This is a genomic window from Kineosporia succinea (genome assembly GCF_030811555.1).
GTDB classification, from domain to species: Bacteria; Actinomycetota; Actinomycetes; order Actinomycetales; family Kineosporiaceae; genus Kineosporia; species Kineosporia succinea.
The window spans coordinates 3230521-3252602 of sequence record NZ_JAUSQZ010000001.1; the positions used below are offsets into that span (position 1 = coordinate 3230521).

A 22082-nucleotide genomic window follows, 5' to 3' on the forward strand; every position below is an offset into this window, starting at 1 on the left:
TTCTGTTCTAGGGAGAATCAGCCGTTGAGGTGGCGCAGCAGGAAGAGCATGTTCGCCGGTCGCTCGGCCAGGCGACGGATGTAGTAGCCGTACCAGTCGGTGCCGAACGGCAGGTAGACCCGCACGTCCACACCGGCCTTCGCGAGACTGAGCTGCTCGTCGGTGCGGATGCCGTACAGCATCTGCAGCTCCCAGCTGTCTCTGGTCCGCCCGAGCCGGTTCGCGGTCGCGCAGGCCTCGGCCACCAGGGCCAGGTCGTGCGTGGCGATCATCGGGTGACCCTCGCCGCTGAACAGGATCTCCATGCACCGGCGGTAGGCCGCGTCGACGTCGGCCTTGGCCGGGTGGGCCACCGAAGCCGGTTCCGCGTAGGCGCCTTTCACCAGGCGGATGCGGGACCCGGCGGTGGCCAGGTCGCGGCAGTCGCCCTCGGTGCGGTAGAGCGCGGCCTGCAGCACGGCCCCCACCCAGGGGTACTGCGCGCGCAGCTCGGCCAGGATGCCCAGCGTGGAGTCGATCGTGGTGTGGTCCTCCATGTCGAGGGTCATCGTGGTGCCGGCCTCGGACGCCGCCGCGGCCACCGAGAACGCGTTCTCCATGGCGATCTGGTAGCCGTCGGGCCCCAGCGCCTGACCCAGGGCCGACAGCTTCACCGACACCTCGGCCCGGTCCGCGAGGCCGTGCTCCTTGAGCGAGACCAGCAGCGAGCGGTAGGCGGCGGCGGTGGCCGCGGCCTGGGCCCGGTCGGTGACGTCCTCGCCGAGTACGTCGAGCGTCACGGACAGGTCCTGCTCCCGCAGCGACTTCGTGACCTGCAGGGCGGACTCGGCGTCCGGCCCGGCGATGAACCGGCGCACCATCTTGCGACTGATCGGCAGAGCGCTCACAGAGGCCCGAACCGGCCGGGTCTGGGCGGCCGCCAGCAGGAGTTTCGGCATACGGCCAGGCTAGGAGCGGGACCGGAATGCCACCATGTGCAGATGTCACGAGCCGTTTCGACGATTGTCGTACTGGGATGACCGCCGCTGCGGCCGAGTCCGACCCGCGCGCGCTGCAGGAGCTCGTCGACGACGTGTCCGACCTGCTGCAGGCCCCGGCCGTGCTCGAGGACCTCGGATTCGCCCTGGTGGCCTACGGTTCGCAGAGCCCGGAGGGCGTCGACCAGGTGCGGGCCGCGACGATCCTGCGCAAGACCGCGACGTCGCAGGTGCGCACCTACTTTCTGGAGCACGGCATCGCCTCGGCCACCGGCCCGGTGCGGATCCCGGCCGACGAGTCGCGCCAGATCGCCGCGCGGGTCTGCATCCCGGTGCGTTCGGGCGGGCGGACGCACGGGTACCTCTGGGTGGTGGAGCCGCCCACCGGGGTGGCCGGCGATGCGCTGGCCCGGGTCACGCCGCTCGCGGACCGGGCCGGGGTGCTGCTCGCGCGGCGCGCGGGGGTGGCCGACGAGCGGGCGTCCCTGGTCGACGCCTTCCTGCTCGAGGACGCGTCGGACGGCGCCGGTGGGTCCGCGGGCGAGGTGCCGGGCCGGGTGGTGGGCGCCTGGCGTCGTCTGGTCGAGCTCGGTGAGGTGAACCCGGGAGAACCGTTCGTGGTGGCCGACTTCCGTCGGCCGGGCGAGGTGCGCAGGCGCTCGGTGCTGTCCGTGCCGGTGGGGGCGGACGCCGACCTGGTGACGCGGCGGGTGACGCGGCAGCTCCCGGCCGGGGCGGTCGCCGGGGTGAGCGAGCCGTGCGGCTTCCCGGGTGGCTCGGGCGGCACCGGCGGTTCGGGTGGCGCTGGTGGCGCTGGTGGCCCGGGGTTCGCCGGGGGCCCAGGTGGTGTGGGTGGCTCGGCGGGGGCCGGCGTTCCGGTGGGGCCCGCGATCGCCGCCCGCCAGGCCGCGGCCGCCGCGGTGACGGCTCTGGCCCGGCCGCAGCTCGGTCCGGTGCTGAGCTGGAGCCGGCTGGGGTTCTACCGGGTGCTGGCTTCGGGGCCGGCCGCGGTGGAGGCCCTGGTCGCCGGTACCCCGGCGGCTCTGCTGCGCGAGAAGGCCGACGCCGACCTGATCCGCACGGTGCTGGTCTGGCTGGACTCCGGCGGCAACGCGGCGCGTACGGCGGCCGCGCTCTCGGTGCACCGCCAGACCCTGTACTACCGGCTGGAGCGCGTCGAGCAGCTGACCGGCGTGGACCTGGACGAGGGCGAGGCCCGCCTCGGCCTGCACCTCGGACTGGCACTGGGGGAGGTGCTGGCCCGGAGCGGGGACTGAACGAAGACCCGGCCGGGGGGAGAGGTGCCCCGGGAAGGGGGCCGACGCGTCGTCAGGCACCGAAGCCCCGGCGCCGGCCCGGACCCACCCACCCGGGAAGACGAGCCGCCCGCGCGACATGTGAGGTCGAGTGGACCGCCGATTCCAGGAGTGCCCCGGACCGCTCGCCCGGCCCGGCCCGGGCATGATGGCCGCATGGTTGAGCAGGTCTCTGAACAGGTCTCCGAGCAGGCGTCCGGCCGCGTCGCGATCCTCGGCGCGGGCAACATGGGCGGCACGATCCTGGCCGGTCTGCTGCGTGCGGGCCGGGGCCCGGCCGACGTGGTGGTCTCGGCCCGGCGCCCCGAACGGGCAGCCGAACTGAGGCGGCAGCACGGGATCGAGGTGCTCGACAACGTCTCCGCCGCGGCCTGGGGCGACACCGTGCTGATCGCGGTCAAGCCCCGTGACGTGTCCGGTCTGCTGAAGGAGATCAGCCCGGCCCTGCGCCCGGGCACGCTGGTCGTCTCGCTGGCGGCGGGCCAGACCATCGCCGCGCTGGAGTCCGACCTGCCCGAGGGCACCCCGGTGATCCGGGTGATGCCGAACACCCCGTCGCTGGTCGACCAGGGCATGTCGGTGCTCAGCCCGAGCGAGCACTGCCGGCCCGAGCACACCGAACGCGCCCAGGAACTGCTCTCCGCCACCGGCAAGGTGCTGCAGGTGCCCGAGGCCTACCAGGACGCCGTCACCGCGGTCAGCGGCTCCGGCCCGGCCTACGTCTTCTACGTGGCCGAGGCGATGATCGAGGCGGGCGTACTGCTCGGGCTGCCTCGCACCACGTCCACCGAACTCGTGGTGCAGACCCTGTTCGGCGCCGCCACCATGCTGCGCCAGACCGGGACCCACCCGAGCATCCTGCGTGAGCAGGTCACCAGCCCGGGCGGCACCACCGCGGCGGCCCTGCGGCTGCTCGACGACCAGCGGGTGCGCGGCGCCTTCGTCTCGGCGATCGAGGCGGCCTGCCAGCGGTCGGAGCAGCTCTCCAAGAACTGAGGCCGAACCTGCCACGAGCCCCTACCAACGATTACGGTAAAGGTCGTGGAGGCATTGCGGCTGGTCTGGGACGAGGCATTCACGGCGTACGACTTCGGCGTCGAGCATCCGATGGCCCCGATCCGGCTGGAGCTCACCGCCCGGCTGGCCGACGCCCTGGGCCTGCTCGACGCCGCCGGCGTGCACGTGGTCAGCGCCGAGCCGGCGTCCGACGAGCTGCTGCTCACCGTGCACGCGGCCGACTACGTCGAGGCGGTGCGCCGGGCCTCGACCCGTCCCACGCTCGGCGACCTGAAGTACGGCCTGGGCTCGAGCGACGTGCCCACCTTCCCCGGCATGCACGAGGCCAGCGCCCGGATCTGCGCGGCCAGCCGGGAGGTCGCGCTCGCGGTCTGGTCGGGGCAGGCCGAGCACGGGGTGAACTTCGTCGGCGGCATGCACCACGCGATGCCCGCCGCCGCCAGCGGTTTCTGCGTCTACAACGACGTCGGTGTGGCCATCCACGCGCTGCTCGAGGCGGGCGCGAAGCGGGTGGCCTACGTCGACGTCGACGTCCACCACGGTGACGGCGTCGAGAAGATGTTCTGGGACGACCCCCGCGTGCTCACGATCTCGCTGCACGAGAACGGGCGGGTGCTCTTTCCCGGCACCGGCTTCCCGGAGGAGATCGGCGGGCCCGCGGCCGAGGGCGAGGCGGTGAACGTGGCCCTGCCGCCGGGCACCTCCGACGCCGGCTGGCTGCGCGCCTTCCACGCCGTGGTGCCCCCGCTGCTGCAGGCCTTCGAGCCCGACGTCCTGGTGACCCAGCAGGGCTGCGATTCGCACGTGCTCGACCCGCTGGCCCACCTCGCCCTCTCGGTGGACGCCCAGCGCGCCTCCTACGAGGCCCTGCACGACTTCGCCCACCGCTTCGCGCACGGCCGCTGGGTGGCCTTCGGCGGGGGCGGGTACGAGGTGGTGGACGTGGTTCCCCGGGCCTGGTCACACCTGATCGGCATCGCGGCGCACCGGCCGGTGCCACCGGGCACCGACGTGCCCGCCGCCTGGCGGGAGTACGTCTCGGCCCGGTGCGGCCGTCCGGCCCCGCAACGGATGACGGACGGCGCGAACACCGACTACCGGTCGTGGGCCACCGGGTACGACCCGGCCGACGCCATCGATCGCGTGGTGCTCGCCACCCGTAAGGCGATCTTCCCTCTCCACGGGCTCGACCCGTACTTCGACTGAACCCTCTTCCGAGGGTCGTCACGGGCAAGAATTCTCATGATCGCGGGGCGGCTCCGGGCTGTCACCCATGAGTAAGTTTTTGTCCCCCGAAAGGGCTTCGAGGTCGGACTTCGATGCACACCAGGCCCGTACTGGTTGGTTGAGGGCCAAAAACGGGCAGTTCGGGGGAGTTGGCGACCCGGTAATTCGGGCCAGTCGGCAACTCGATTCACACTTCAGGCTCACTTACACCTATGGTTGGTTACGGGGCGTTGCCGATCGTATCCGGAGCGAAATCGACATCCGGTACGAGAGGGACAAGAACGGCCCGAGATTCGCACTCCGTCAGCCCTACGAGGGGAGACCTGAGATGACCGCCGTGCGTGCCCTGCCCAGGGGAGATTTCGAAGTCCGTTTCCTCACCGTGGCCGAGGTGGCCGGGATCATGAGGGTGTCGAAGATGACCGTCTACCGACTCGTGCATGCGGGTGAGCTCGCCGCGATGCGGGTGGGGCGCTCCTACCGGGTGCCGGAGCGCGCGGTCCAGGAGTACCTTCGGCATTCCTACATGAGTGGTGCCGGCGAGACGGCCTGATCATCGGCTGAGGTCCACCGGAGCCCGCCTGTCGGAGGGCGAGACCGGGGGCACCGTGTCCGAGGCGCTACCCTGGGACCAGGTACGGCTTGGTGTGGGTCTTCTCTTCCCGCGCCGCGAGCAACCTTGATCCCGCGAAGGCGTCGCGGGCGACCCGATCTACGAACTGCGAGGACCCGTGGGCTCCGTCATCAAGAAGCGCCGCAAGCGGATGGCCAAGAAGAAGCACCGCAAGCTGCTGCGCAAGACGCGTCACCAGCGTCGCAACAAGAAGTAGCACCATCTGAACCGGACGTAGTACCGCACACCGGCGGCCAGTTTCGACTGGCCGCCGCGCGTGCTTTGGGGGCGATTCCAGAACGTCGAAACCGGCTTGCGGACGCGTCGGTCACCGCCGGGGAGCGGTGGACACCTGCGGTGGTCGTCTCGGGGAGGGACGCCGCGGTCGGCCGGGAAGGTTCGCGGCCGAGAGGATCCGGCCGGGAACAGCTGCCCGGGCCGGGCGGGGGAGAGCCGGGCGGATCCGGCCAGGAGCGGCCGGGCCGGGGCGGACCCTGACGCGCGCCGGGGGAGAACCGGGCAGATCCGGCCGGTGATCATGCGTGTTTCGCGTCTGGAACCGGTGAGGCCTGCGCGTCGCGAGGCGGGGCGCCCGGCGGCGGCCGATGATGGACCGGCGGCCGGGGGAGGCGCGGCTCTCCTGATCGTGGTCGCGGCTCGGCGGGCGCCGGTCATCAGCGCCGGTGAGGCCCGAGGCATCAGGACGGTTCACCGGGCACGGGTTCGTCAACGGCGGGTTCACCGAGTACGGGGCGGGAGGTCTGATGGGCAGGTCGGTGCTGGTGGCCGGGGTGTCTCGTTATCTCGGAGGCCGATTCGCCCGTCTTCTGGCCGAGCAGCCCGGGGTGGACCGGGTGATCGGCGTCGACGTGATCGCGCCCCCTCACGACATCGGCCGGGCCGAGTTCGTGCGGGCGGACATCCGGAACTCGATGGTCGGCCGGATCATCGAGCAGACCGGCGTCGACACGGTCGTGCACATGAGTGTGATCGCCACGCCGGTCTCGGCCGGGGGCCGCACGGCCCAGAAGGAGATCAACGTCATCGGCTCGATGCAGCTGCTGGCCGCCTGCCAGCGGGCGCCGCGGCTGCGGCGGCTGGTGGTGAAGTCGACGTCCGCCGTCTACGGCAGCAGCCCGCGCGACCCGGCGATGTTCACCGAGACGACCGTGGGCAAGCACCTCCCGCGCAGCGGCTGGGGCAAGGACTCGGCCGAGGTCGAGGAGTACGTGCGCGGTTTCAGCCGCCGTCGCCCCGAGGTCTCGGTGGTGACGCTGCGGCTCGCGAACATCCTCGGCCCGGGCATCCGCACCCCGCTGACCGACTACTTCTCGCTGCCGGTGATCCCGGGGGTGCTCGGGTTCGACCCCCGGCTGCAGTTCCTGCACGAGGACGACGCGCTCGCGGCGATCCGCCTGGCCACGCTGGGCGAGGCCGAGGGAGTGATCAACGTGGCCGGTGACGGCGTGATCAGCCTGGGGCAGGCGGCGCGGTTCGCGGGCCGTCCGACGGTGGGCGTCCCGCCGCGCCTGGCCGGGCTCATGGGCACCCTCCACCACCGCGGCGGTCTGGCCGACTTCAGCGCCGACCAGTTGCGATACCTGCGCTACGGCCGCTGCCTCGACACCACGCGCATGCGCGAACGGCTCGGCCTCGAGCCCGTCTACAGCACCCGGGCCGCGTTCAAGGACTTCGTCCGCACCCGCGGCCTGCGCGGCCCGCTCTCGCCCGAGGTGGTGAACGCGGTCGAGCGCCAGGTGGTGCAGTGGATCCGCCCCGGCGGGCGCCCAGCCGCCCCGGACCGCAGCGGTCCCCGGGTGGGACGTTCGTGAGCGGGGAACGGGACGTGAGTCCGCGCGTCCGTAGAACCGGCGCGCCCCAGGTGACGGCCCCCGCGAAAGCCGGCCCCGACGACCTCGCCGCCCGCCAGGTGCGCGGCGGGGCCGAACGCGCCGCCGCCGAACGCAACCGCCGCGGGCTGAGCCCGATGCTCGCCGAGCCCACCGAACCACCGCCGGCCGTGCCCGACGCCGAGATCGCCCGCCCGGGCGTGGTGCCGAGCGCGAGCGCGGCCTCGATGGTGTTCTCGATCGCCGGGCAGATCGGGCAGGCCGTGCTCACCGCGATCACCGAGCCGGGCGACGAACCCGACCCGGCGACCGCCGGAACGGTCGGTGCCGCGGAGCCCGGAGCGCCCGCGGAGGCCCCCGACAGCCCCGACCGGCTGCTCGACCTGATCGAGTTCCTGCGCACCCGCCTGGCCGGCGAGTACGAGATGGACGAGTTCGGCTTCGACCCGCAGTTCGCCGACGCGCTGCCGCTCAACCTGCTGCGCCCGCTGTACAAGCACTGGTTCCGGGTGGAGGTGCGCGGCGCCGAGAACATCCCGGCCGACGGGGGCGCCCTGATCGTGGCCAACCACTCCGGGGCGGTCCCGATGGACGCGCTGATGACCGGGGTCGCGGTGCGGGAGGAGACCGAGCGTTTCCTGCGCATCCTCGGCGGAGACCTGGTGTTCCAGACGCCGGTGCTCTCCACGCTGGCGCGCCGGGCCGGAGCCACGCTGGCCGCGAATCCCGACGCCGAGCGCCTGCTCTCGTCGGGTGAGCTGGTGGGGGTCTGGCCGGAGGGCTACAAGGGCATCGGCAAACCCTTCTCGGAGCGCTACAAGCTGCAGCGGTTCGGACGCGGCGGGTTCGTGTCGGCGGCCCTGCGCACCGGGGTGCCGATCGTGCCGTGCTCGATCGTCGGCGCCGAGGAGATCTACCCGATCATCGCCCAGGTGCCCGCTCTGGCCCGGCTGCTGGGCCTGCCGTATCTGCCCGTGACGCCGTTCTTCCCGCTGCTCGGCCCGCTCGGCGCGGTGCCGCTGCCGAGCAAGTGGCTGATCGAGTTCGGCGCGCCGGTGCCGACGCACGACCTGGGCGCAGCCGCGGCCGAGGACCCGATCCAGGTGTTCGACCTCACCGACCGGGTGCGGCAGACCATCCAGCAGACCCTGTACTCACTGCTGGTTCAGCGGCGGTCGGTCTTCTTCTGAGCGGGCGCCGGCTGCCGGCCGGTGACCTCGGAAACCGGCTTCTTCCAGCCCGACACCGGCGGCGTCTCCTGCCGGCGGTTGGCCGCCAGGGCCCCGGCCGCGAACCCGGCCAGCACCCCGGCCCCGGCGGCGGGCAGCCCGATCTTCGCGACCCGGCGGGTGGTGCGGTAGTCGTGCACCTGCCAGCCGTTGGCCCGGGCGTGGGCCCGCAGCCGGGAGTCGGGGTTGATCGCGACCGGGTGGCCGACCAGCGAGAGCAGCGGGATGTCGTTCGAGGAGTCGCTGTAGGCCGCGCAGCGCCGCAGGGCCAGGCCCTCGCGCCGGGCCAGGGCGGCCACCGCGTCGGCCTTGGCCTCACCGTGCATCGGTGCCCCGACGAGCTGGCCGGTGTAACGGCCGTCGACGTGCTCGGGCACGGTGCCGAGCGCGCCGGTCAGGGCCAGACGCTGGGCGATCACCTCGGCGATCTCGATCGGGGTGGCCGTGACCAGCCAGACCCGCTGCCCTGCGTCTTCGTGCATACGGGCCAGCGCGAGGGTTCCCGGCCAGATCTTGTTGGTGAGAATGTCCTCGAAGACCTCTTCACCGATCGTGCGCATCTCGGCCACCGACCGCCCGGCGATGAAGGCCAGCGCGCGGGTCTGCACCTCGGCCAGCGCGTGCGGATGCTCACCCAGCGCCAGGAACCGGGCCTGCTGCAGGGCGAACCGCACGATGTCCCGGGGGGTGAGGAAACCGCGGTGATAGAGACCCTTGGCCAGATGGAAGATCGATGCCCCGCGGACGATGGTGTTGTCCACGTCGAAGAAGGCGGCCGCGGTCGGGTCGCCCGGGCGAGCCGGCGTGAAGTGGCTCTCCACCATCCGGATCTCGGCGTCCGACATGGCGGGGAGTCTACGCGTGCACCGGCCCGGGTACAGGCCCGGCAACGCCACGCAGGCGTGAACAGACGTGAATTGCGCGAGGTCACGAGCCGGTTACGCGGTTGTCCGGGCACGTAATGTGGACGGCGTGCCAGACGTTACCGGCGATGCGCCGCGAATCACCCTGATCGGCAAACCCGGGTGCCATTTGTGTGACGACGCCCGGGTGGTAGTGAAAAAGGTCTCGGACGAAACCGGGACAGGATGGAATGAACTATCCATTCTGGACGATCCGGAACTTGCCGAGAAGTACTGGGAGCAGATCCCGGTGGTCCTGGTCGACGGTGCGCAGCACGACTTCTGGCGGGTCGACGAAGACCGGCTGCGAAGTGCCCTCACCCGGCGTAGGGGCCTCTTCTCCCGTCGTGCTCGATGAGTTCACGACTTTGTGCATCCGTTCACAAGCGCTTAGGCTGGGTAACGACACACCGGCATGACTGCGCATGTCACAAGGCGCCAGTCGTCCCTCATCAGGGGTACCAAAGCCATCGAAGGAGCCGGCCGACTGTGACCCGACCACGCCCCGCGCGGCTCGTCCGTAGAGACCGGACCACCCGCGACGGAATACCCGAGGCAACGGTCTCCCGGCTTCCGTTCTACCTCCAGGCCCTCACCGCACTCGCCGAGCGAGGTGTGGCGACGGTGTCCTCCGAGGAACTCGCCTCGGCCGCCGGTGTCGGTTCGGCAAAGCTGCGCAAAGACCTTTCCCACCTCGGTTCCTACGGAACCCGGGGCGTCGGGTACGAGGTCCAGTACCTGATTTACCAAATTTCACGTGAACTGGGTCTGACGCAGGACTGGAAGGTCGTGATCGTCGGAATCGGTAATCTCGGTCACGCTCTCGCCAACTACGGCGGATTCACCTCCCGGGGATTCACGGTCGCCGCTCTGGTCGACGCCGATCCCCGCGTGATCGGTGAAACTGTGGCCGGTCTCACCGTCTCCTCCCTGGATTCCCTCGACGAGACCGTGTCCTCCCTCGGCATCCAGATCGGTGTGGTCGCCACGCCCGGTCCGGCCGCCCAGGAGATCTGTGACCGTCTCGTCACCGCCGGGGTGACCGGGGTGCTGAACTTTGCGCCCTGCGTGCTCACCGTGCCCGACGGGGTGATGGTGCGCCGCGTCGACCTGGCCACCGAGCTCCAGATCCTCGCCTTCCACGAGCAGCGCCGCGCCGCGAACCGCCTGGCCGGCGAGATGCCCACCGAACCGCAAGACCTGAACGCGGCGCTCAACGCTGCCCGCCCCGTTCCCCCCGCAACCCTGACGAAGTCGAGAGCCGAGGCAGCCGGATGAGCATCATGATCGTCGGGCTGTCGCACCGCACCGCTCCGATCGGGTTGCTGGAACGCACCACCCTCACCGCCGACGGTGCCGGCGAACTGGTGGCCGGCCTGTGCCGGGGCGACCACGTCGCCGAGGCGATCGCGCTGGTCACCTGCAACCGGCTCGAGGTCTACGCCGAGGTCAGCAAGTTCCACGGCGGCATCGGGGAGATCGGCGCCGGGCTGGCCGCCGCCACCGGGGTCCCGCTCGACGAGCTCACCGAGCACCTCTACGTGCACTACGAGAACGCCGCTGTGGCACACCTTTTCCAGGTCACCTGCGGTCTGGACTCGATGGCGGTGGGTGAGCAGCAGATCCTCGGCCAGGTACGGGTCGCCCTGCGCAGCGCCCAGGCCACCGGCAGCGCCGGGCGCACCATCGGCCACCTGGTGCAGAACGCCCTGCGCGTGGGCAAGCGCGTGCACTCCGAGACGTTGCTCGACAAGGCCGCGCCGAGCCTGGTCGACGCCGGGCTGCGCCGCGCCGCCGACGAACTGGGCCCGCTGTCCGACCTGAACGTGCTGGTGCTCGGCGCCGGGGCGATGAGCGGCCTGTCGGTCGCCTCCGCGCACCGGGCCCGGGTCGGCTCGATCGCGGTGTGCAGCCGCACCCTGGCCCGGGCCCAGCGCCTGGCCGAGTCGGTCGACGGCACGCCCGTCCCGCTCGAGCACCTGCAGAGCGCCCTGGCCGACGCCGACCTGGTGATCGCCTGCGCCGGCGCCACCGGCTACCTGGTGCGCCGCGAGGCCGCCGAGCTGGCCCTCACCGCCCGCGGCGGGCGTCCGCAGGTCTACATCGACCTGGCCCTGCCCCGCGACGTCGAGCCCGGGATTGCCGAGATCGCACGGGTTTTCGACCTGGAGCACCTCGGGCAGATCCTGACCGCCGAGGGCCTGGCCGAGGATCTCGCCGAGGCCCGCGCCATGGTCGAGGACGAGGTGGCCACCTACCTCGCCGACCAGCGCGCCAAGGAGGTCGCCCCGACCGTCGTGGCGCTGCGGGCGATGGCCCGCTCGGTGATGGAGTCCGAGCTGGGGCGGCTGTCCGGCCGGCTCGACGGGCTCGACCCCGACGTCTTCGCCGAGCTGGAGCAGACCGTGCACCGGGTCGTCGAGAAGCTTCTGCACCAGCCCACGGTGCGGGTGAAGGAACTGGCCGCGGCGCCCGGTGGAGACACCTACGCCGAGGCCCTGCGGCTGTTGTTCAATCTCGGCCCGGCGCCGGAGACCAAGGCCGGTGAGCTACCGGGGGTGGAGCTCGCCGTGACTCTCGAGCAGGACTCGATGACCGATCTCTCCGCCCTGCTCGGCCACACCGGAGGAGCATCGTGACCACCCTCGACAACCTGTTCGGGACCTTCCTTCCCGAGCTCGACGACCTTCCCACCGTGCTGAGGCTGGGCACCCGCCGCAGCAAGCTCGCGCGCACCCAGTCGCAATGGTTCGCCGACCGGCTGGTGACGGCCCTGGGGCTGGTGGCGCCCGGGCGCGAGTTCCGGGTCGAGCTGGTCGAGGTGGTCACTCCCGGAGACCTCAGCGCGGCCGCGGGGACACCCCTGACCAGTCTCGGCGGCACCGGCGTGTTCGTCTCCGCGCTGCGCGACGCCGTGCTGCGCGGTGACTGCGACTTCGCCGTCCACTCGCTGAAAGACCTGCCCAACGCCGGGCCCGAGGGGCTGACGCTGGCCTGTGTCCCGCCCCGCGAGTGCCCTGCCGACGTGCTGATCGGGCGGGACGACCTGGGTTTCGACGAGCTGCCGCCGGGTTCGGTGATCGGCACCGGTTCGCCGCGCCGCGCCGCCCAGATGCGGGCGCTGCGGCGGGACATCGAGGTCGTCGGGATCCGCGGCAACGTCGACACCCGGATCGGCAAGGTCACCTCCGGCGAGGTCGACGCGGTGGTGCTGGCCCTGGCCGGCCTGCGCCGCATCGGCCGGCACGCCGAGGCCACCCACGTGTTCACCTCGGAGCAGATGCTTCCCGCTCCGGGGCAGGGCGCACTCGCCGTGGAGTGCAGCCCGTCGTCGGTCGCGCTGCTGGCCGCCCTGCGGCTGGTCGACGACCGGATCACCCGCGCCTGCGTGCTCGCCGAGCGCGCCCTGCTGGCGCGGCTGGAGGCCGGGTGCGCCGCCCCCGTGGGCGCCCTGGCCACGTACGAGGACGAGACGCTGACGCTGACCGCGTTCGCCGGGTCCATCGACGGCGTGACGAGCATCCGCCGCAGCGCCACGGCTCCGCTGGGCGATCCCCGGCCGGACGAGCCGGACGCCACCACCCTGGGCCGTGCGCTCGCCGGGCAGATGCTCGACGACGGCGCCGCCCTCCTGATCCCTGTACCAGACCCCCTGCCGGCGGCCGACGAGGTCGTGGCAAGAGAAGGTGACTCGTGACCTCGACCATCACCAGCAAGAAGGCGGGCCCCGGCGGTTATGTGGCCTTCGTCGGGGCGGGCCCCGGCGACGACGGTCTGCTCACCCTTCGCGCCGTCGAACGGCTCGGCGACGCGGACGTCGTCGTGGTCGACCAGATCCCGCGCGAGGCGATCATCGGCCGGTACTGCCGGCCCGGCGTCGAGATCGTGGACGCCGGGTTCGGGGAGGACGGCCAGCCCATGACCCGCGCGGCCCGGGCCAAGGTCGTGGTCCAGGCGGCGAGGACGGGCGCCCGGGTGGTGCGCCTGATGGACGGCGACCCGGCCACCTTCACCGGTCTGGCCGAGGAGATCCAGGCCTGCCGCAAGCAGTCGCTGCCCTTCGAGGTCGTGCCCGGCGTGTCCGCCGCGTCCGCCGTTCCCGCCTACGCCGGTGTGCCCCTCACCCCGGCCGGCGTCAGCAGCGTGCACGTGCTGTACCCGCACGGCGAGGTCGTCGACTGGAAGCTGCACGCCTCGGCGGGCACCACGCTGGTGGTTCTCGGTGCGGAGGAAGACATCTCGGGCGCGGTGGACGGTCTGCTCGAGGCCGGGCGCAAGGCCACCACCCCGGTGGTCGTCACCACGCACGGCACCACCACCCGCCAGCGGTCCATCGCCTGCGCCCTCGGGGAGCTGCCGCCGCTGCTCGCCGCGGCCAAGATGGACAAGCCGATGACCGCCGTGATCGGTGAGGCCGCGGCGCTGCGCGACAAGGCCTCCTGGTTCGAGACCAAGCCGCTGTTCGGCTGGCGCGTGCTCGTGCCGCGCACCAAGCAGCAGGCCGGCGGGATCGTGAAGGAGCTGGCCGACCACGGCGCGACCGCCCAGGTGGTGCCGACCATCTCGGTCGAGCCGCCGCGCACCCCGCACCAGATGGAGAAGGCGGTCAAGGGTCTCGTCACCGGCCGCTACGAGTGGATCGGCTTCACCAGCGTCAACGCGGTGCGCGCGGTGCGGGAGAAGTTCGAGGAGTTCGGCCTGGACGCCCGGGCGTTCGCCGGTCTCAAGGTCGCCGCGGTGGGTGGCGTCACCGCTACCGCGCTGCGCGACTGGGGCATCGAGCCCGACCTGACGCCGGCCGAGAACCAGTCCGCGATCGGCCTTCTCGAGTGCTGGCCGCCCTACGACGAGGTGCTCGACCCGATCAACCGGGTCTTCCTGCCGCGCGCCGACATCGCCACCGACACCCTGGTCGCCGGGCTCGAGCAGAACGGCTGGGAGGTGGACGACGTCACCGCCTACCGCACCGTGCGGGCCGCGCCGCCGCCCGCCGAGACCCGTGAGGCGATCAAGAGCGGCCACTTCGACGCGGTCGTCTTCACGTCGTCCTCCACGGTGCGCAACCTGGTCGGCATCGCCGGCAAGCCGCACGCCACCACCGTGGTCGCCTGCATCGGCCCGCAGACCGCGAAAACCGCCGAGGAGCACGGCCTGCGCGTCGACGTCCTGGCGGCCGAGCCGAGCGCCGACGCCCTGGTCGCCGCGCTCGCGGAGTACGGTGCGGGTCTGCGGCTGAGTGCCGACGAGGCGGGCGAGCCGGTGCTGCGCCCGAGTCAGCGCAAGGGTTCCACGAGGAGGAACGCGAAGTGAGCTTCCCGGCGCACCGCCCGCGTCGCCTGCGGGTGAACCCCGCGGTGCGCCGCCTGGTGGGGGAGACCCGGCTGCACCCGTCCGACCTGGTGCTGCCGGTGTTCGTGAAAGAGGGCCTGGCCGAACCGCATCCGATCAGCTCGATGCCGGGGGTGTACCAGCACTCGCGCGAGTCCCTGCGGAAGGCGGCGTCGGAAGCCGCCGGGCTCGGGCTGGGCGGGATCATGCTGTTCGGCATCCCGGCCGCGAAGGACGCCGAGGGCTCGGGCGCCACGGATCCGGACGGCATCCTCAACGTCGCCGTCGCCGACGTGCGCGCCGAGGTCGGTGACGACCTAGTCGTGATGGCCGACCTCTGCCTCGACGAGTTCACCGACCACGGCCACTGCGGCGTGCTGCGTCCCGACGGCTCCGTCGACAACGACGCCACGCTGCAGCGCTACGCCGACATGGGGGTGGCGCTGGCGCAGGCCGGCGCCCACATGGTGGGCCCGAGCGGAATGATGGACGGTCAGGTCGCCGTGATCCGGAAGGCGCTGGACTCCAGCGGTTTCGCGGAGAGTGTGTCGATCCTGGCGTACGGTGCGAAGTACGCGTCCGCGTTCTACGGCCCGTTCCGCGAGGCCGTGGACTCGTCGCTCGAGGGTGACCGCCGCACCTACCAGCAGGACCCGGCGAACGGCCGGGACGGCCTGCGCGAGATCGAGCTCGACATCGCCGAGGGCGCCGACATCGTGATGGTCAAGCCGGCGATGAGCTATCTCGACGTGGTGGCCCGGGCGGCCGACCGGTTCGACGTCCCGATCGCGGCGTACCAGATCTCGGGTGAGTACGCGATGATCGAGGGCGCCGCCGCCAACGGGTGGATCGACCGGGACCGGGCGATTCTCGAGTCGCTCCTGAGCATCCGCCGGGCCGGGGCGTCGATCATCCTCACCTACTGGGCCTCCGAAGTGGCGCAAACCCTGCGTTCGTAACGGTTCTCGCCCTTCGAAGGGGTCGTCGGACCACCCCGACGGCCCCTTCAGTGCGTCCGTGAACGGTCGACGGGGCGCACGCAGGCCGTCACCCGGCCTGTCAGGGGCCCAAGACCGAGGAGGACGCGATGGGCGTGGGATCGGTGAGCAACAACTACGGCTTCGTCGGCAACGGCGGGACCGACGTCCTGGTGGCCATGGCAGCCATCCAGCAGCGCGCCGACGGCCGGATGCTGGCGTTCCGGGCCGCCGAGGCCGCCCAGGCGGCGGCGCAGGCCGCGCAGATGGCGGCCGTGCAGGCGATCGGCGCAGGGCGCGTGGACATGTATCTGTAGCCGGGCCGACGGACCCCCCAGGTGCGGGACCGTGGGCCGGAGCTGGGACACTGCATCATGTGACAGACGTCAGTGGGGTCTACCCGGCCGACGCTCCCGCCTCGCAGGCGCTCTTCGATCGCGCCTCCGCCGTGACGCCCGGTGGTGTCAACTCCCCGGTGCGCGCCTTCCGCGCCGTCGGGGGCACACCGCGCTTCATGGTCCGGGGCGAGGGGCCGTATCTCTTCGACGCAGACGGTCGGCGCTACGTCGACCTGGTCTGCTCCTGGGGCCCGATGATCCTGGGGCACCAGCATCCGGCGGTGGTGGACGCGGTGCGTTCCGCTGCTGCGAACGGGTTCTCCTTCGGCACGCCGACCGAGGGCGAGGTCGCCCTCGCCGAGGAGATCGTGTCCCGGGTCGCGCCGGTCGAGCAGGTGCGCCTGGTCTCCAGCGGCACCGAGGCCACGATGAGCGCGATCCGCCTGGCCCGCGGCTTCACCGGCCGCAGCAAGATCGTCAAGTTCGCCGGCTGCTACCACGGCCACGTCGACAGCCTGCTGGCCGCGGCCGGCTCCGGGCTGGCCACGTTCGCCCTACCCGACACCCCGGGAGTGACGGGTGCGGCGGCCGCCGACACGATCGTCCTCCCGTACAACGACGTCGACGCCCTCACCAGGATCTTCGAGGCCGACGGCCACGAGATCGCCGCCGTCATCACCGAGGCCGCCGCCGGCAACATGGGCGTCGTCCCGCCGACCCGCGAGTTCGAGACCGCCCTGCGCGACCTCACCCGCCTCCACGGTGCGCTGCTCGTCTCCGACGAGGTGATGACCGGTTTCCGGGTGTCGAAGGCGGGCTGGAACGGGCATTCCGACATCAGCGCCCCCGACCTGCTCACCTTCGGCAAGGTCATGGGCGGTGGCTTCCCGGCCGCGGCGTTCGGCGGGCGCGCCGACGTGATGGCCCACCTGGCCCCGTCCGGCCCGGTCTACCAGGCGGGCACGCTGTCGGGTAACCCGGTGGCCACCGCGGCCGGTCTGGCCACGCTGAAGAACTGCACCGACGACGTGTACGCGCACCTGAAGGCCGCCTCGGCGAAGCTCGCCGGCGCCGCCCACGAGGCGCTGAACGCCGAGGGCGTGCCGCACGCCATCCAGTTCGCCGGCTCGATGTTCAGCGTGTTCTTCACCTCGCTGGACTCGGTGAGCACCTACGACGAGGCCAGGCAGCAGGACCTGCCCGCCTTCGCCGCGTTCTTCCACTCGATGCTGAGCCAGGGCGTCTACCTGCCGCCGAGCGCCTTCGAGGCCTGGTTCCTGTCCGCCGCCCACGACGACGCCGTTCTGGACCAGGTCGTGGCGGCTCTTCCGAAGGCCGCGAAGGCCGCCGCCGAGGCTGGGAGTATGACCCGGTGACCGAGAACCCGCCCAGCGGTGAGAGCGCCGCGCCGCTCACCAACGACGAGCTGATCCACCCCGACGTCCCGCCCGCGCCCCACCACCTGCCGCCGGTGAGCGCGGCCCCGGTGGCCGGTGACGAGGCGAACCACCGCACCACCGTGCACCTGCTGCGCCACGGTGAGGTCTACAACCCGCAGGGCATCTTCTACGGCCGCCTGCCCGGGTTCCACCTGTCCGACCTGGGGCAGCGGATGGCCGAGCGGGCCGCCGGGTTCTTCTCCACCCGCGACGTGGTGCTGGTCGTCGCCTCGCCGATGGAGCGCGCCCAGCAGACCGCCCTGCCGGTCGCCGCCGCGCACGACCTCGAGGTCGGCACCGACCCGCGGATCACCGAGGGCACCAGCGTCTTCCAGGGCCTGACCTTCGGCGTGGGCGACGGCTCGCTGCGGCACCCGCAGCACTGGTGGCACCTGCGCAACCCGTTCCGGCCGAGCTGGGGCGAGCCCTACGAGCAGGTCGCCGCGCGCATGCTGGCCGGCGCCGCCGACGCCCGCGACAAGGCCGTGGGCCACGAGGCGGTGCTGGTGAGTCACCAGCTGCCGGTCTGGATGGCCCGGCTCAAGGTCGAGAACCGCCGCCTGTGGCACGATCCGCGCAAGCGTGAGTGCTCGCTGGCCTCGGTCACCTCGATCACCTACCACGACGACAAGGTCGTCTCGGTGGCCTACACCGAGCCCTCCCGGGACCTGCTGCCCGGTGCACAGAAAATTGCGGGAGCCTGACGGTCATGTCATCACCCGGACGGCGCTGGATCCTCGCGGTCGGCGCCACTGCTCTACTGGCGCTGACCGGTTGCTCCGGCTCGTCCTCGTCGGGCGGTGAGGCCGTGGACGGCGGCGCCGTCCAGGTCATCCCGGCCTCCGACCGCAAGTCACCGATCGAGATGTCGGGCACCACGGTCGACGGTGAGCAGCTGAACATCGCCACGCTGCGCGGCAAACCGCTCGTCATGAACGTCTGGGGCTCGTGGTGCGGTCCGTGCCGCACCGAGGCCCCGGCGCTCGAAGAGGCCTACAACGAGCTGAAAGACACCACGAACTTCGTCGGGATGGCGTTCCGGGACACGAAGACCGGCGCCAAGAACCACGAGAAGGAGTTCGGCATCACCTACCCGAGTCTCTACGACGAGGGTGATCTGCTGCTGAACCTCAACGGGGCCGTGACCTCGCAGTCGATCCCCGTCACCCTGATCCTCGACTCGCAGGGCCGGATCGCCGGCCGCTACGTCGGCATCGTCACCAAGGTGACGCTGATGGACATGGTCGAGGACATCGAGGGGGACAGCGCCGCATGACCGGCACGGTGCTGAACGGGCCTCTGCTGCTGGCCGTCCCGATCGCGATCCTCGCGGGACTGGTCTCCTTCGCCTCCCCCTGCGTGCTGCCGCTGGTGCCCGGCTACCTGGGCTACGTCACCGGCCTCACCGGGGAGGACCTGGAACAGCAGCGCCGCAGCCGGATGGTGCTCGGCGTGCTCCTGTTCATCGCCGGCTTCACCGCGGTCTTCGTGACCATGGGCTGGGTGGCGGGAGCGGTCGGGCGCTCGCTGCTGGAGTACAACGACGTGATCACCCGGGTGCTGGGCGGCGTCACGATCGTGCTCGGCCTGGTCTTCGCCGGGTTCCTGCCCGGCCTGGCCACGGAGAGGCGGCTCAGTTTCCGGCCCACCGCCGGCCTGATCGGCGCCCCGCTGCTGGGCGTGGTGTTCGGCCTCGGCTGGACCCCGTGCATCGGCCCCACGCTCACCGCGATCGTGTCCATGTCGAGCGGTTTCGGCGACGCGAAGCGAGGCGGGCTGCTGGCTTTCGCCTACTGCATCGGCCTGGGCCTGCCGTTCCTGCTCGCCGCGCTGGCCTACCGCCGGGCCACCACGGCCTTCGGTGTGCTGCGCCGGCACCGGGTGGCCATCAACCGCTTCGGCGGGGCCATGCTGGTGCTGATCGGCGTGATGCTCGTGTCCGGTCTGTGGGGGCACCTGATCGCCGGCAGCCAGGGCTTCATCACCGGCTTCCAGTTGGCGGTCTGACCATGAGTGTCGACGACGAGATCGAGCTGAGGCCGGGCCAGAAGGGCAAGATGCCCCGGCTCTCCGAGAAGCAGCCCGTGGCCCAGCCCCGGCTCGGGTTCATCGGCTGGCTGCGCTGGATGTGGCGTCAGCTCACCAGCATGCGCACCGCCCTGATCCTGCTCATGCTGCTGGCCCTGGCCGCGGTGCCGGGTTCGCTCATCCCGCAGACCCGCATCGACCCGTCCAAGGTCAGCGCGTTCGTGGAAGACCACCCCGATCTGACGCCCTGGGTGCGCCGGCTCGACGGGTTCGACGTCTACGGCTCGCCCTGGTTCAGCGCGATCTACCTGCTGCTGTTCATCTCGCTGATCGGCTGTGTGGTCCCGCGCACCCGGCAGCAGTTCAAGGCGCTGCGGGCGAAACCGCCCAAGGCCCCGCGCCGCCTGGAGCGGATGCCGGTCCACGCCACCACGCACACCACCGCCGGGGCCGACGAGGTGCTCGCGCAGGCCCGCAAGGCCCTGCGCCGCAAGCGCTACCGGGTGCACGCGCACGACGGGCAGACCCTGTCGGCCGACCGCGGCATGCTCAGCGAGACCGGCAACCTCCTCTTCCACCTCTCACTCGTCGGCCTGCTCGCGGCGATGGCGATCGGCTCGTTCATCAGCTACTCGGGCCAGAGCGTGGTCGTGGTCGGCGAGAAGTGGTCGAACACGCTGCCGCAGTACGACACCTTCGAGGGGGGCCGGTCGGTCGGGTCCGACGACCTCACGCCCTACTCGTTCACGCTGAAGAGCTTCACGGCCGACTTCGACGACCAGGCCGACGGCAACCAGTTCGGCGCGGCCCGTGACTTCGAGGCCAAGGTCGACGTGGTTCCCGAGCCGGGCGCGAAGGCCGAGGAGCGCAGCATCCGGGTGAACGACCCGCTCGACGTGAACGGCTCCCGGGTGTTCCTGGTGGGCAACGGCTACGCCCCGGAGATCACCGTGCACGACGGTGAGGGCAACGAGGTCTGGTCGGGGGCGGTGCCGTTCCTGTCCACCGACTCGAACTACACCTCCACCGGCGTGGTGAAGATGGCCGGCGCCAAGCCCGAGCAGCTCGGCCTGTTCGCGATCTTCCTGCCGACGGCGAGCACCGACCCGGTCACCGGAGCCGAGATCTCGGTCTTCCCCGACGACAACAACCCCCGCATGCAGGTCTACGCGTACACCGGTGACCTCGGCCTGGACGACGGGGTGGGCCAGTCGGTCTACGTGCTCGACCAGAGCAAGCTGGAACAGGTCAAGGACGCCGACGGCAAGCAGTTCACCCAGACCATCGGCGTCGGCGACACGCTCACCCTGCCCGGAGGCAACGGCACGGTGACGCTCGACGGCGTCACCCGGTACGTCGCGCTCGACGTGCGCTACGACCCGACGAAGATGTACGTGCTCGTCTTCGCCCTGATGGCGCTGTTCGGCGTGACCGCCTCCCTGTTCGTGCGTCGCCGGCGGGTGTGGTTCCGGGTCACGACGTCGGACGCGGGGCTCACCACGGTGGGCATCGGCGGCCTGTCGCGCACCGAGGACACGCAACTCGCGGACGAGGTGCGTAGCCTGCTGACGGCCGCGGTACCCGACCGGGTCGATCCCCCGAGGGCTGAGACCGGTGTCCTGGACGACACCGGGACCGCCGAGAACGACGAGACCGCCGGCAGCCCTGAAGCCGGCCCCCAGACCAGCACCGAGAGGCCCGGTACCGCGGGCGACAACACGAGCGAGAGGCCGGCGAGCAGCGACACGGCGCCGGGCGAAGGAGTCTGACGTGGGCGTCAACGAGAACCTGGCGCAACTGAGCAACAACCTGATCTATTCGGCGATGGCGGCCTACGCGGTCGCGCTGATCGCCTTCGCGATCGACCTGTCAGGACGAGGCCGGGTGATGAACGCGGCCCGGAGCAACGAGGAACTGGTCGGCGCCGGCGTGGTGGTGAGCGGTCCGGGGGCCGGGGGCACCGAGCTGCCCCGCACCTCGCTGGCGGCCGGTGACAAGCCGACCGAGCGGCGTCAGACCGTGGCCATCGCGGTCATGGTCTCGTGGGTGGCCCTGGCCCTGCACCTGGCGGGCGTCGTGCTGCGCGGCCTCTCGGTCGAGCGCGTGCCGTGGGGCAACATGTACGAGTTCTCGATCAGTGGCTCGGTCGTGGTGACCGCGGTCTACCTGCTCGCGCTCTGGCAGGTCGACCTGCGCTTCCTGGGTACCTTCGTGATCGGCCCGGTGCTGCTCACCCTCGGCCTGGCCGTGGCGGTCTTCTACACCGACGCCGCCCAGCTGGTGCCTGCCCTGCAGAGCACCTGGCTGATCATTCACGTGTCGGTCGCCTTCGTGGCCTCGGCGCTGTTCGTGCTCGGCTTCTCGCTCACGGTCCTGCAACTCGTGCAGGACCGCCGGGAGTCGCTGGCCGCCGCGGGCAGGCCCCCGGCGCGGGGCGCCTTCATGGAGAAGCTGCCCACCTCCGGCGTGCTCGACCGCACGTCGTACCGGCTCTACGCGGTGGCGTTCCCGCTGTGGACCTTCACCCTGATGGCCGGGGCGATCTGGGCCGAGAAGGCCTGGGGCCGCTACTGGAACTGGGACCCGAAGGAGATCTGGAGCTTCGTCATCTGGGTCGCCTACGCCGCGTACCTGCACGCCCGCGCCACCCGCGGCTGGGACGGGCGCCGGGCCGCCTACCTGGCCTGTGTCGCGTTCTTCTGCCTGATGTTCAACTGGTTCGGCGTGAACATCTTCTTCTCCGGCCTGCACTCGTACGCCGACGTGGGCTAGGAGCTCCGCAAAGCCGATGAGGGACGACGTGGTGACCACGTCGTCCCTCATTCGCTTTTGCCCCGGTCA

General features: G+C 71.6%; 22 protein-coding genes. 20 read left to right on the forward strand and 2 right to left on the reverse strand.

The features are described 5' to 3' along the window. Positions 1 to 17 precede the first annotated feature (17 nt). Entirely contained in the window at positions 18 to 938 is a 921-nt protein-coding gene (locus J2S57_RS14135; RefSeq protein ID WP_307242711.1) for a proline dehydrogenase family protein, read from the reverse strand. A gap of 77 nt (positions 939 to 1015) precedes the next feature. On the opposite strand from J2S57_RS14135, the gene J2S57_RS14140 reads away from it, so the two are divergent. The 7 genes from J2S57_RS14140 to J2S57_RS14170 all read left to right on the forward strand — a co-directional run bounded on the left by J2S57_RS14140 (position 1016) and on the right by J2S57_RS14170 (position 8190). After that, positions 1016 to 2254: a PucR family transcriptional regulator gene (locus J2S57_RS14140; protein ID WP_307242713.1), complete on the forward strand. Its 1239-nt coding sequence runs from the start codon at positions 1016 to 1018 to the stop codon at positions 2252 to 2254. Between the two features lie 195 nt (positions 2255 to 2449). Next, on the forward strand, positions 2450 to 3289 hold the full coding sequence (proC, locus tag J2S57_RS14145; RefSeq protein ID WP_307242715.1) for a pyrroline-5-carboxylate reductase: 840 nt from the start codon (positions 2450 to 2452) through the stop codon (positions 3287 to 3289). Between the two features lie 111 nt (positions 3290 to 3400). Next, the gene (locus J2S57_RS14150; RefSeq protein WP_370882644.1) at positions 3401 to 4516 is read left to right on the forward strand and encodes an acetoin utilization protein AcuC; all 1116 of its coding nucleotides are present in this window, start codon (positions 3401 to 3403) and stop codon (positions 4514 to 4516) included. Between the two features lie 349 nt (positions 4517 to 4865). After that, a complete protein-coding gene (locus J2S57_RS14155) occupies positions 4866 to 5090 on the forward strand; it encodes a helix-turn-helix domain-containing protein (protein WP_307242719.1) in 225 nt (74 codons plus the stop codon). Positions 5091 to 5268: 178 nt separating this feature from the next. Then, positions 5269 to 5367 carry a 30S ribosomal protein bS22 gene (locus tag J2S57_RS14160; protein ID WP_003792170.1) on the forward strand — a complete coding sequence of 33 codons (99 nt, stop codon included), beginning with the start codon at positions 5269 to 5271 and terminating at the stop codon, positions 5365 to 5367. Between the two features lie 547 nt (positions 5368 to 5914). Next, positions 5915 to 6982 carry an NAD-dependent epimerase/dehydratase family protein gene (locus J2S57_RS14165; protein WP_307242721.1) on the forward strand — a complete coding sequence of 356 codons (1068 nt, stop codon included), beginning with the start codon at positions 5915 to 5917 and terminating at the stop codon, positions 6980 to 6982. Positions 6983 to 7032: 50 nt separating this feature from the next. Further along, a complete protein-coding gene (locus tag J2S57_RS14170; RefSeq protein ID WP_307242724.1) occupies positions 7033 to 8190 on the forward strand; it encodes a lysophospholipid acyltransferase family protein in 1158 nt (385 codons plus the stop codon). Here the strand turns inward: J2S57_RS14170 and J2S57_RS14175 are convergent. Continuing rightward, positions 8166 to 9074: an HAD family hydrolase gene (locus tag J2S57_RS14175; protein WP_307242727.1), complete on the reverse strand. Its 909-nt coding sequence runs from the start codon at positions 9072 to 9074 to the stop codon at positions 8166 to 8168. The two genes, J2S57_RS14170 and J2S57_RS14175, sit on opposite strands and share 25 nt — an antisense overlap. Positions 9075 to 9201: 127 nt before the next feature. On the opposite strand from J2S57_RS14175, the gene J2S57_RS14180 reads away from it, so the two are divergent. The 13 genes from J2S57_RS14180 to ccsB all read left to right on the forward strand — a co-directional run bounded on the left by J2S57_RS14180 (position 9202) and on the right by ccsB (position 22013). Continuing rightward, positions 9202 to 9489: a glutaredoxin family protein gene (locus J2S57_RS14180; RefSeq protein WP_307242729.1), complete on the forward strand. Its 288-nt coding sequence runs from the start codon at positions 9202 to 9204 to the stop codon at positions 9487 to 9489. A gap of 131 nt (positions 9490 to 9620) precedes the next feature. Next, positions 9621 to 10409, forward strand: coding sequence for a redox-sensing transcriptional repressor Rex (locus tag J2S57_RS14185; RefSeq protein WP_370882470.1), 789 nt, complete (start codon positions 9621 to 9623; stop codon positions 10407 to 10409). After that, a complete protein-coding gene (locus J2S57_RS14190) occupies positions 10406 to 11770 on the forward strand; it encodes a glutamyl-tRNA reductase (RefSeq protein WP_307242732.1) in 1365 nt (454 codons plus the stop codon). Before J2S57_RS14185 ends, J2S57_RS14190 begins: the two co-directional genes overlap by 4 nt. A 56-nt stretch (positions 11771 to 11826) precedes the next feature. Next, a complete protein-coding gene (hemC, locus tag J2S57_RS14195) occupies positions 11827 to 12828 on the forward strand; it encodes a hydroxymethylbilane synthase (protein ID WP_370882645.1) in 1002 nt (333 codons plus the stop codon). After that, the gene (locus J2S57_RS14200) at positions 12825 to 14441 is read left to right on the forward strand and encodes a bifunctional uroporphyrinogen-III C-methyltransferase/uroporphyrinogen-III synthase (protein WP_307242737.1); all 1617 of its coding nucleotides are present in this window, start codon (positions 12825 to 12827) and stop codon (positions 14439 to 14441) included. Before hemC ends, J2S57_RS14200 begins: the two co-directional genes overlap by 4 nt. Then, positions 14438 to 15418, forward strand: coding sequence for a porphobilinogen synthase (gene hemB, locus J2S57_RS14205; protein ID WP_307242740.1), 981 nt, complete (start codon positions 14438 to 14440; stop codon positions 15416 to 15418). Before J2S57_RS14200 ends, hemB begins: the two co-directional genes overlap by 4 nt. Before the next feature lie 134 nt (positions 15419 to 15552). Continuing rightward, positions 15553 to 15753, forward strand: a complete 201-nt coding sequence (locus J2S57_RS14210; protein ID WP_307242742.1) for a hypothetical protein — start codon at positions 15553 to 15555, stop codon at positions 15751 to 15753. Between the two features lie 59 nt (positions 15754 to 15812). Then, positions 15813 to 17150, forward strand: coding sequence for a glutamate-1-semialdehyde 2,1-aminomutase (gene hemL / locus J2S57_RS14215; protein ID WP_307242744.1), 1338 nt, complete (start codon positions 15813 to 15815; stop codon positions 17148 to 17150). 110 nt (positions 17151 to 17260) lie between these two features. Then, a complete protein-coding gene (locus J2S57_RS14220; RefSeq protein ID WP_370882646.1) occupies positions 17261 to 17917 on the forward strand; it encodes a histidine phosphatase family protein in 657 nt (218 codons plus the stop codon). A gap of 5 nt (positions 17918 to 17922) precedes the next feature. Then, positions 17923 to 18489, forward strand: coding sequence for a TlpA family protein disulfide reductase (locus tag J2S57_RS14225; RefSeq protein WP_307242748.1), 567 nt, complete (start codon positions 17923 to 17925; stop codon positions 18487 to 18489). Continuing rightward, positions 18486 to 19220 (forward strand): cytochrome c biogenesis CcdA family protein, encoded by a 735-nt coding sequence (locus J2S57_RS14230; RefSeq protein WP_307242750.1) that lies wholly within the window; start codon positions 18486 to 18488, stop codon positions 19218 to 19220. The genes J2S57_RS14225 and J2S57_RS14230 overlap by 4 nt, the downstream gene beginning before the upstream one ends. Before the next feature lie 2 nt (positions 19221 to 19222). Beyond that, positions 19223 to 21010: a cytochrome c biogenesis protein ResB gene (resB, locus tag J2S57_RS14235; protein ID WP_307242753.1), complete on the forward strand. Its 1788-nt coding sequence runs from the start codon at positions 19223 to 19225 to the stop codon at positions 21008 to 21010. 1 nt (position 21011) lies between these two features. Further along, positions 21012 to 22013: a c-type cytochrome biogenesis protein CcsB gene (gene ccsB, locus J2S57_RS14240; RefSeq protein ID WP_307242755.1), complete on the forward strand. Its 1002-nt coding sequence runs from the start codon at positions 21012 to 21014 to the stop codon at positions 22011 to 22013. Positions 22014 to 22082: the final 69 nt, after the last annotated feature.

What these genes read in the sequence shown, in the direction of transcription:
- J2S57_RS14135 (WP_307242711.1), bottom strand. Translation starts at nt 938, where the DNA reads ATGCCGAAACTCCTGCTGGCGGCCGCCCAGACCCGGCCGGTTCGGGCC.
- J2S57_RS14140 (WP_307242713.1), top strand. Translation starts at nt 1,016, where the DNA reads ATGACCGCCGCTGCGGCCGAGTCCGACCCGCGCGCGCTGCAGGAGCTC.
- proC (WP_307242715.1), top strand. Translation starts at nt 2,450, where the DNA reads ATGGTTGAGCAGGTCTCTGAACAGGTCTCCGAGCAGGCGTCCGGCCGC.
- J2S57_RS14150 (WP_370882644.1), top strand. Translation starts at nt 3,401, where the DNA reads ATGGCCCCGATCCGGCTGGAGCTCACCGCCCGGCTGGCCGACGCCCTG.
- J2S57_RS14155 (WP_307242719.1), top strand. Translation starts at nt 4,866, where the DNA reads ATGACCGCCGTGCGTGCCCTGCCCAGGGGAGATTTCGAAGTCCGTTTC.
- J2S57_RS14165 (WP_307242721.1), top strand. Translation starts at nt 5,915, where the DNA reads ATGGGCAGGTCGGTGCTGGTGGCCGGGGTGTCTCGTTATCTCGGAGGC.
- J2S57_RS14175 (WP_307242727.1), bottom strand. Translation starts at nt 9,074, where the DNA reads ATGTCGGACGCCGAGATCCGGATGGTGGAGAGCCACTTCACGCCGGCT.
- J2S57_RS14190 (WP_307242732.1), top strand. Translation starts at nt 10,406, where the DNA reads ATGAGCATCATGATCGTCGGGCTGTCGCACCGCACCGCTCCGATCGGG.
- J2S57_RS14225 (WP_307242748.1), top strand. Translation starts at nt 17,923, where the DNA reads ATGTCATCACCCGGACGGCGCTGGATCCTCGCGGTCGGCGCCACTGCT.
- J2S57_RS14230 (WP_307242750.1), top strand. Translation starts at nt 18,486, where the DNA reads ATGACCGGCACGGTGCTGAACGGGCCTCTGCTGCTGGCCGTCCCGATC.
- resB (WP_307242753.1), top strand. Translation starts at nt 19,223, where the DNA reads ATGAGTGTCGACGACGAGATCGAGCTGAGGCCGGGCCAGAAGGGCAAG.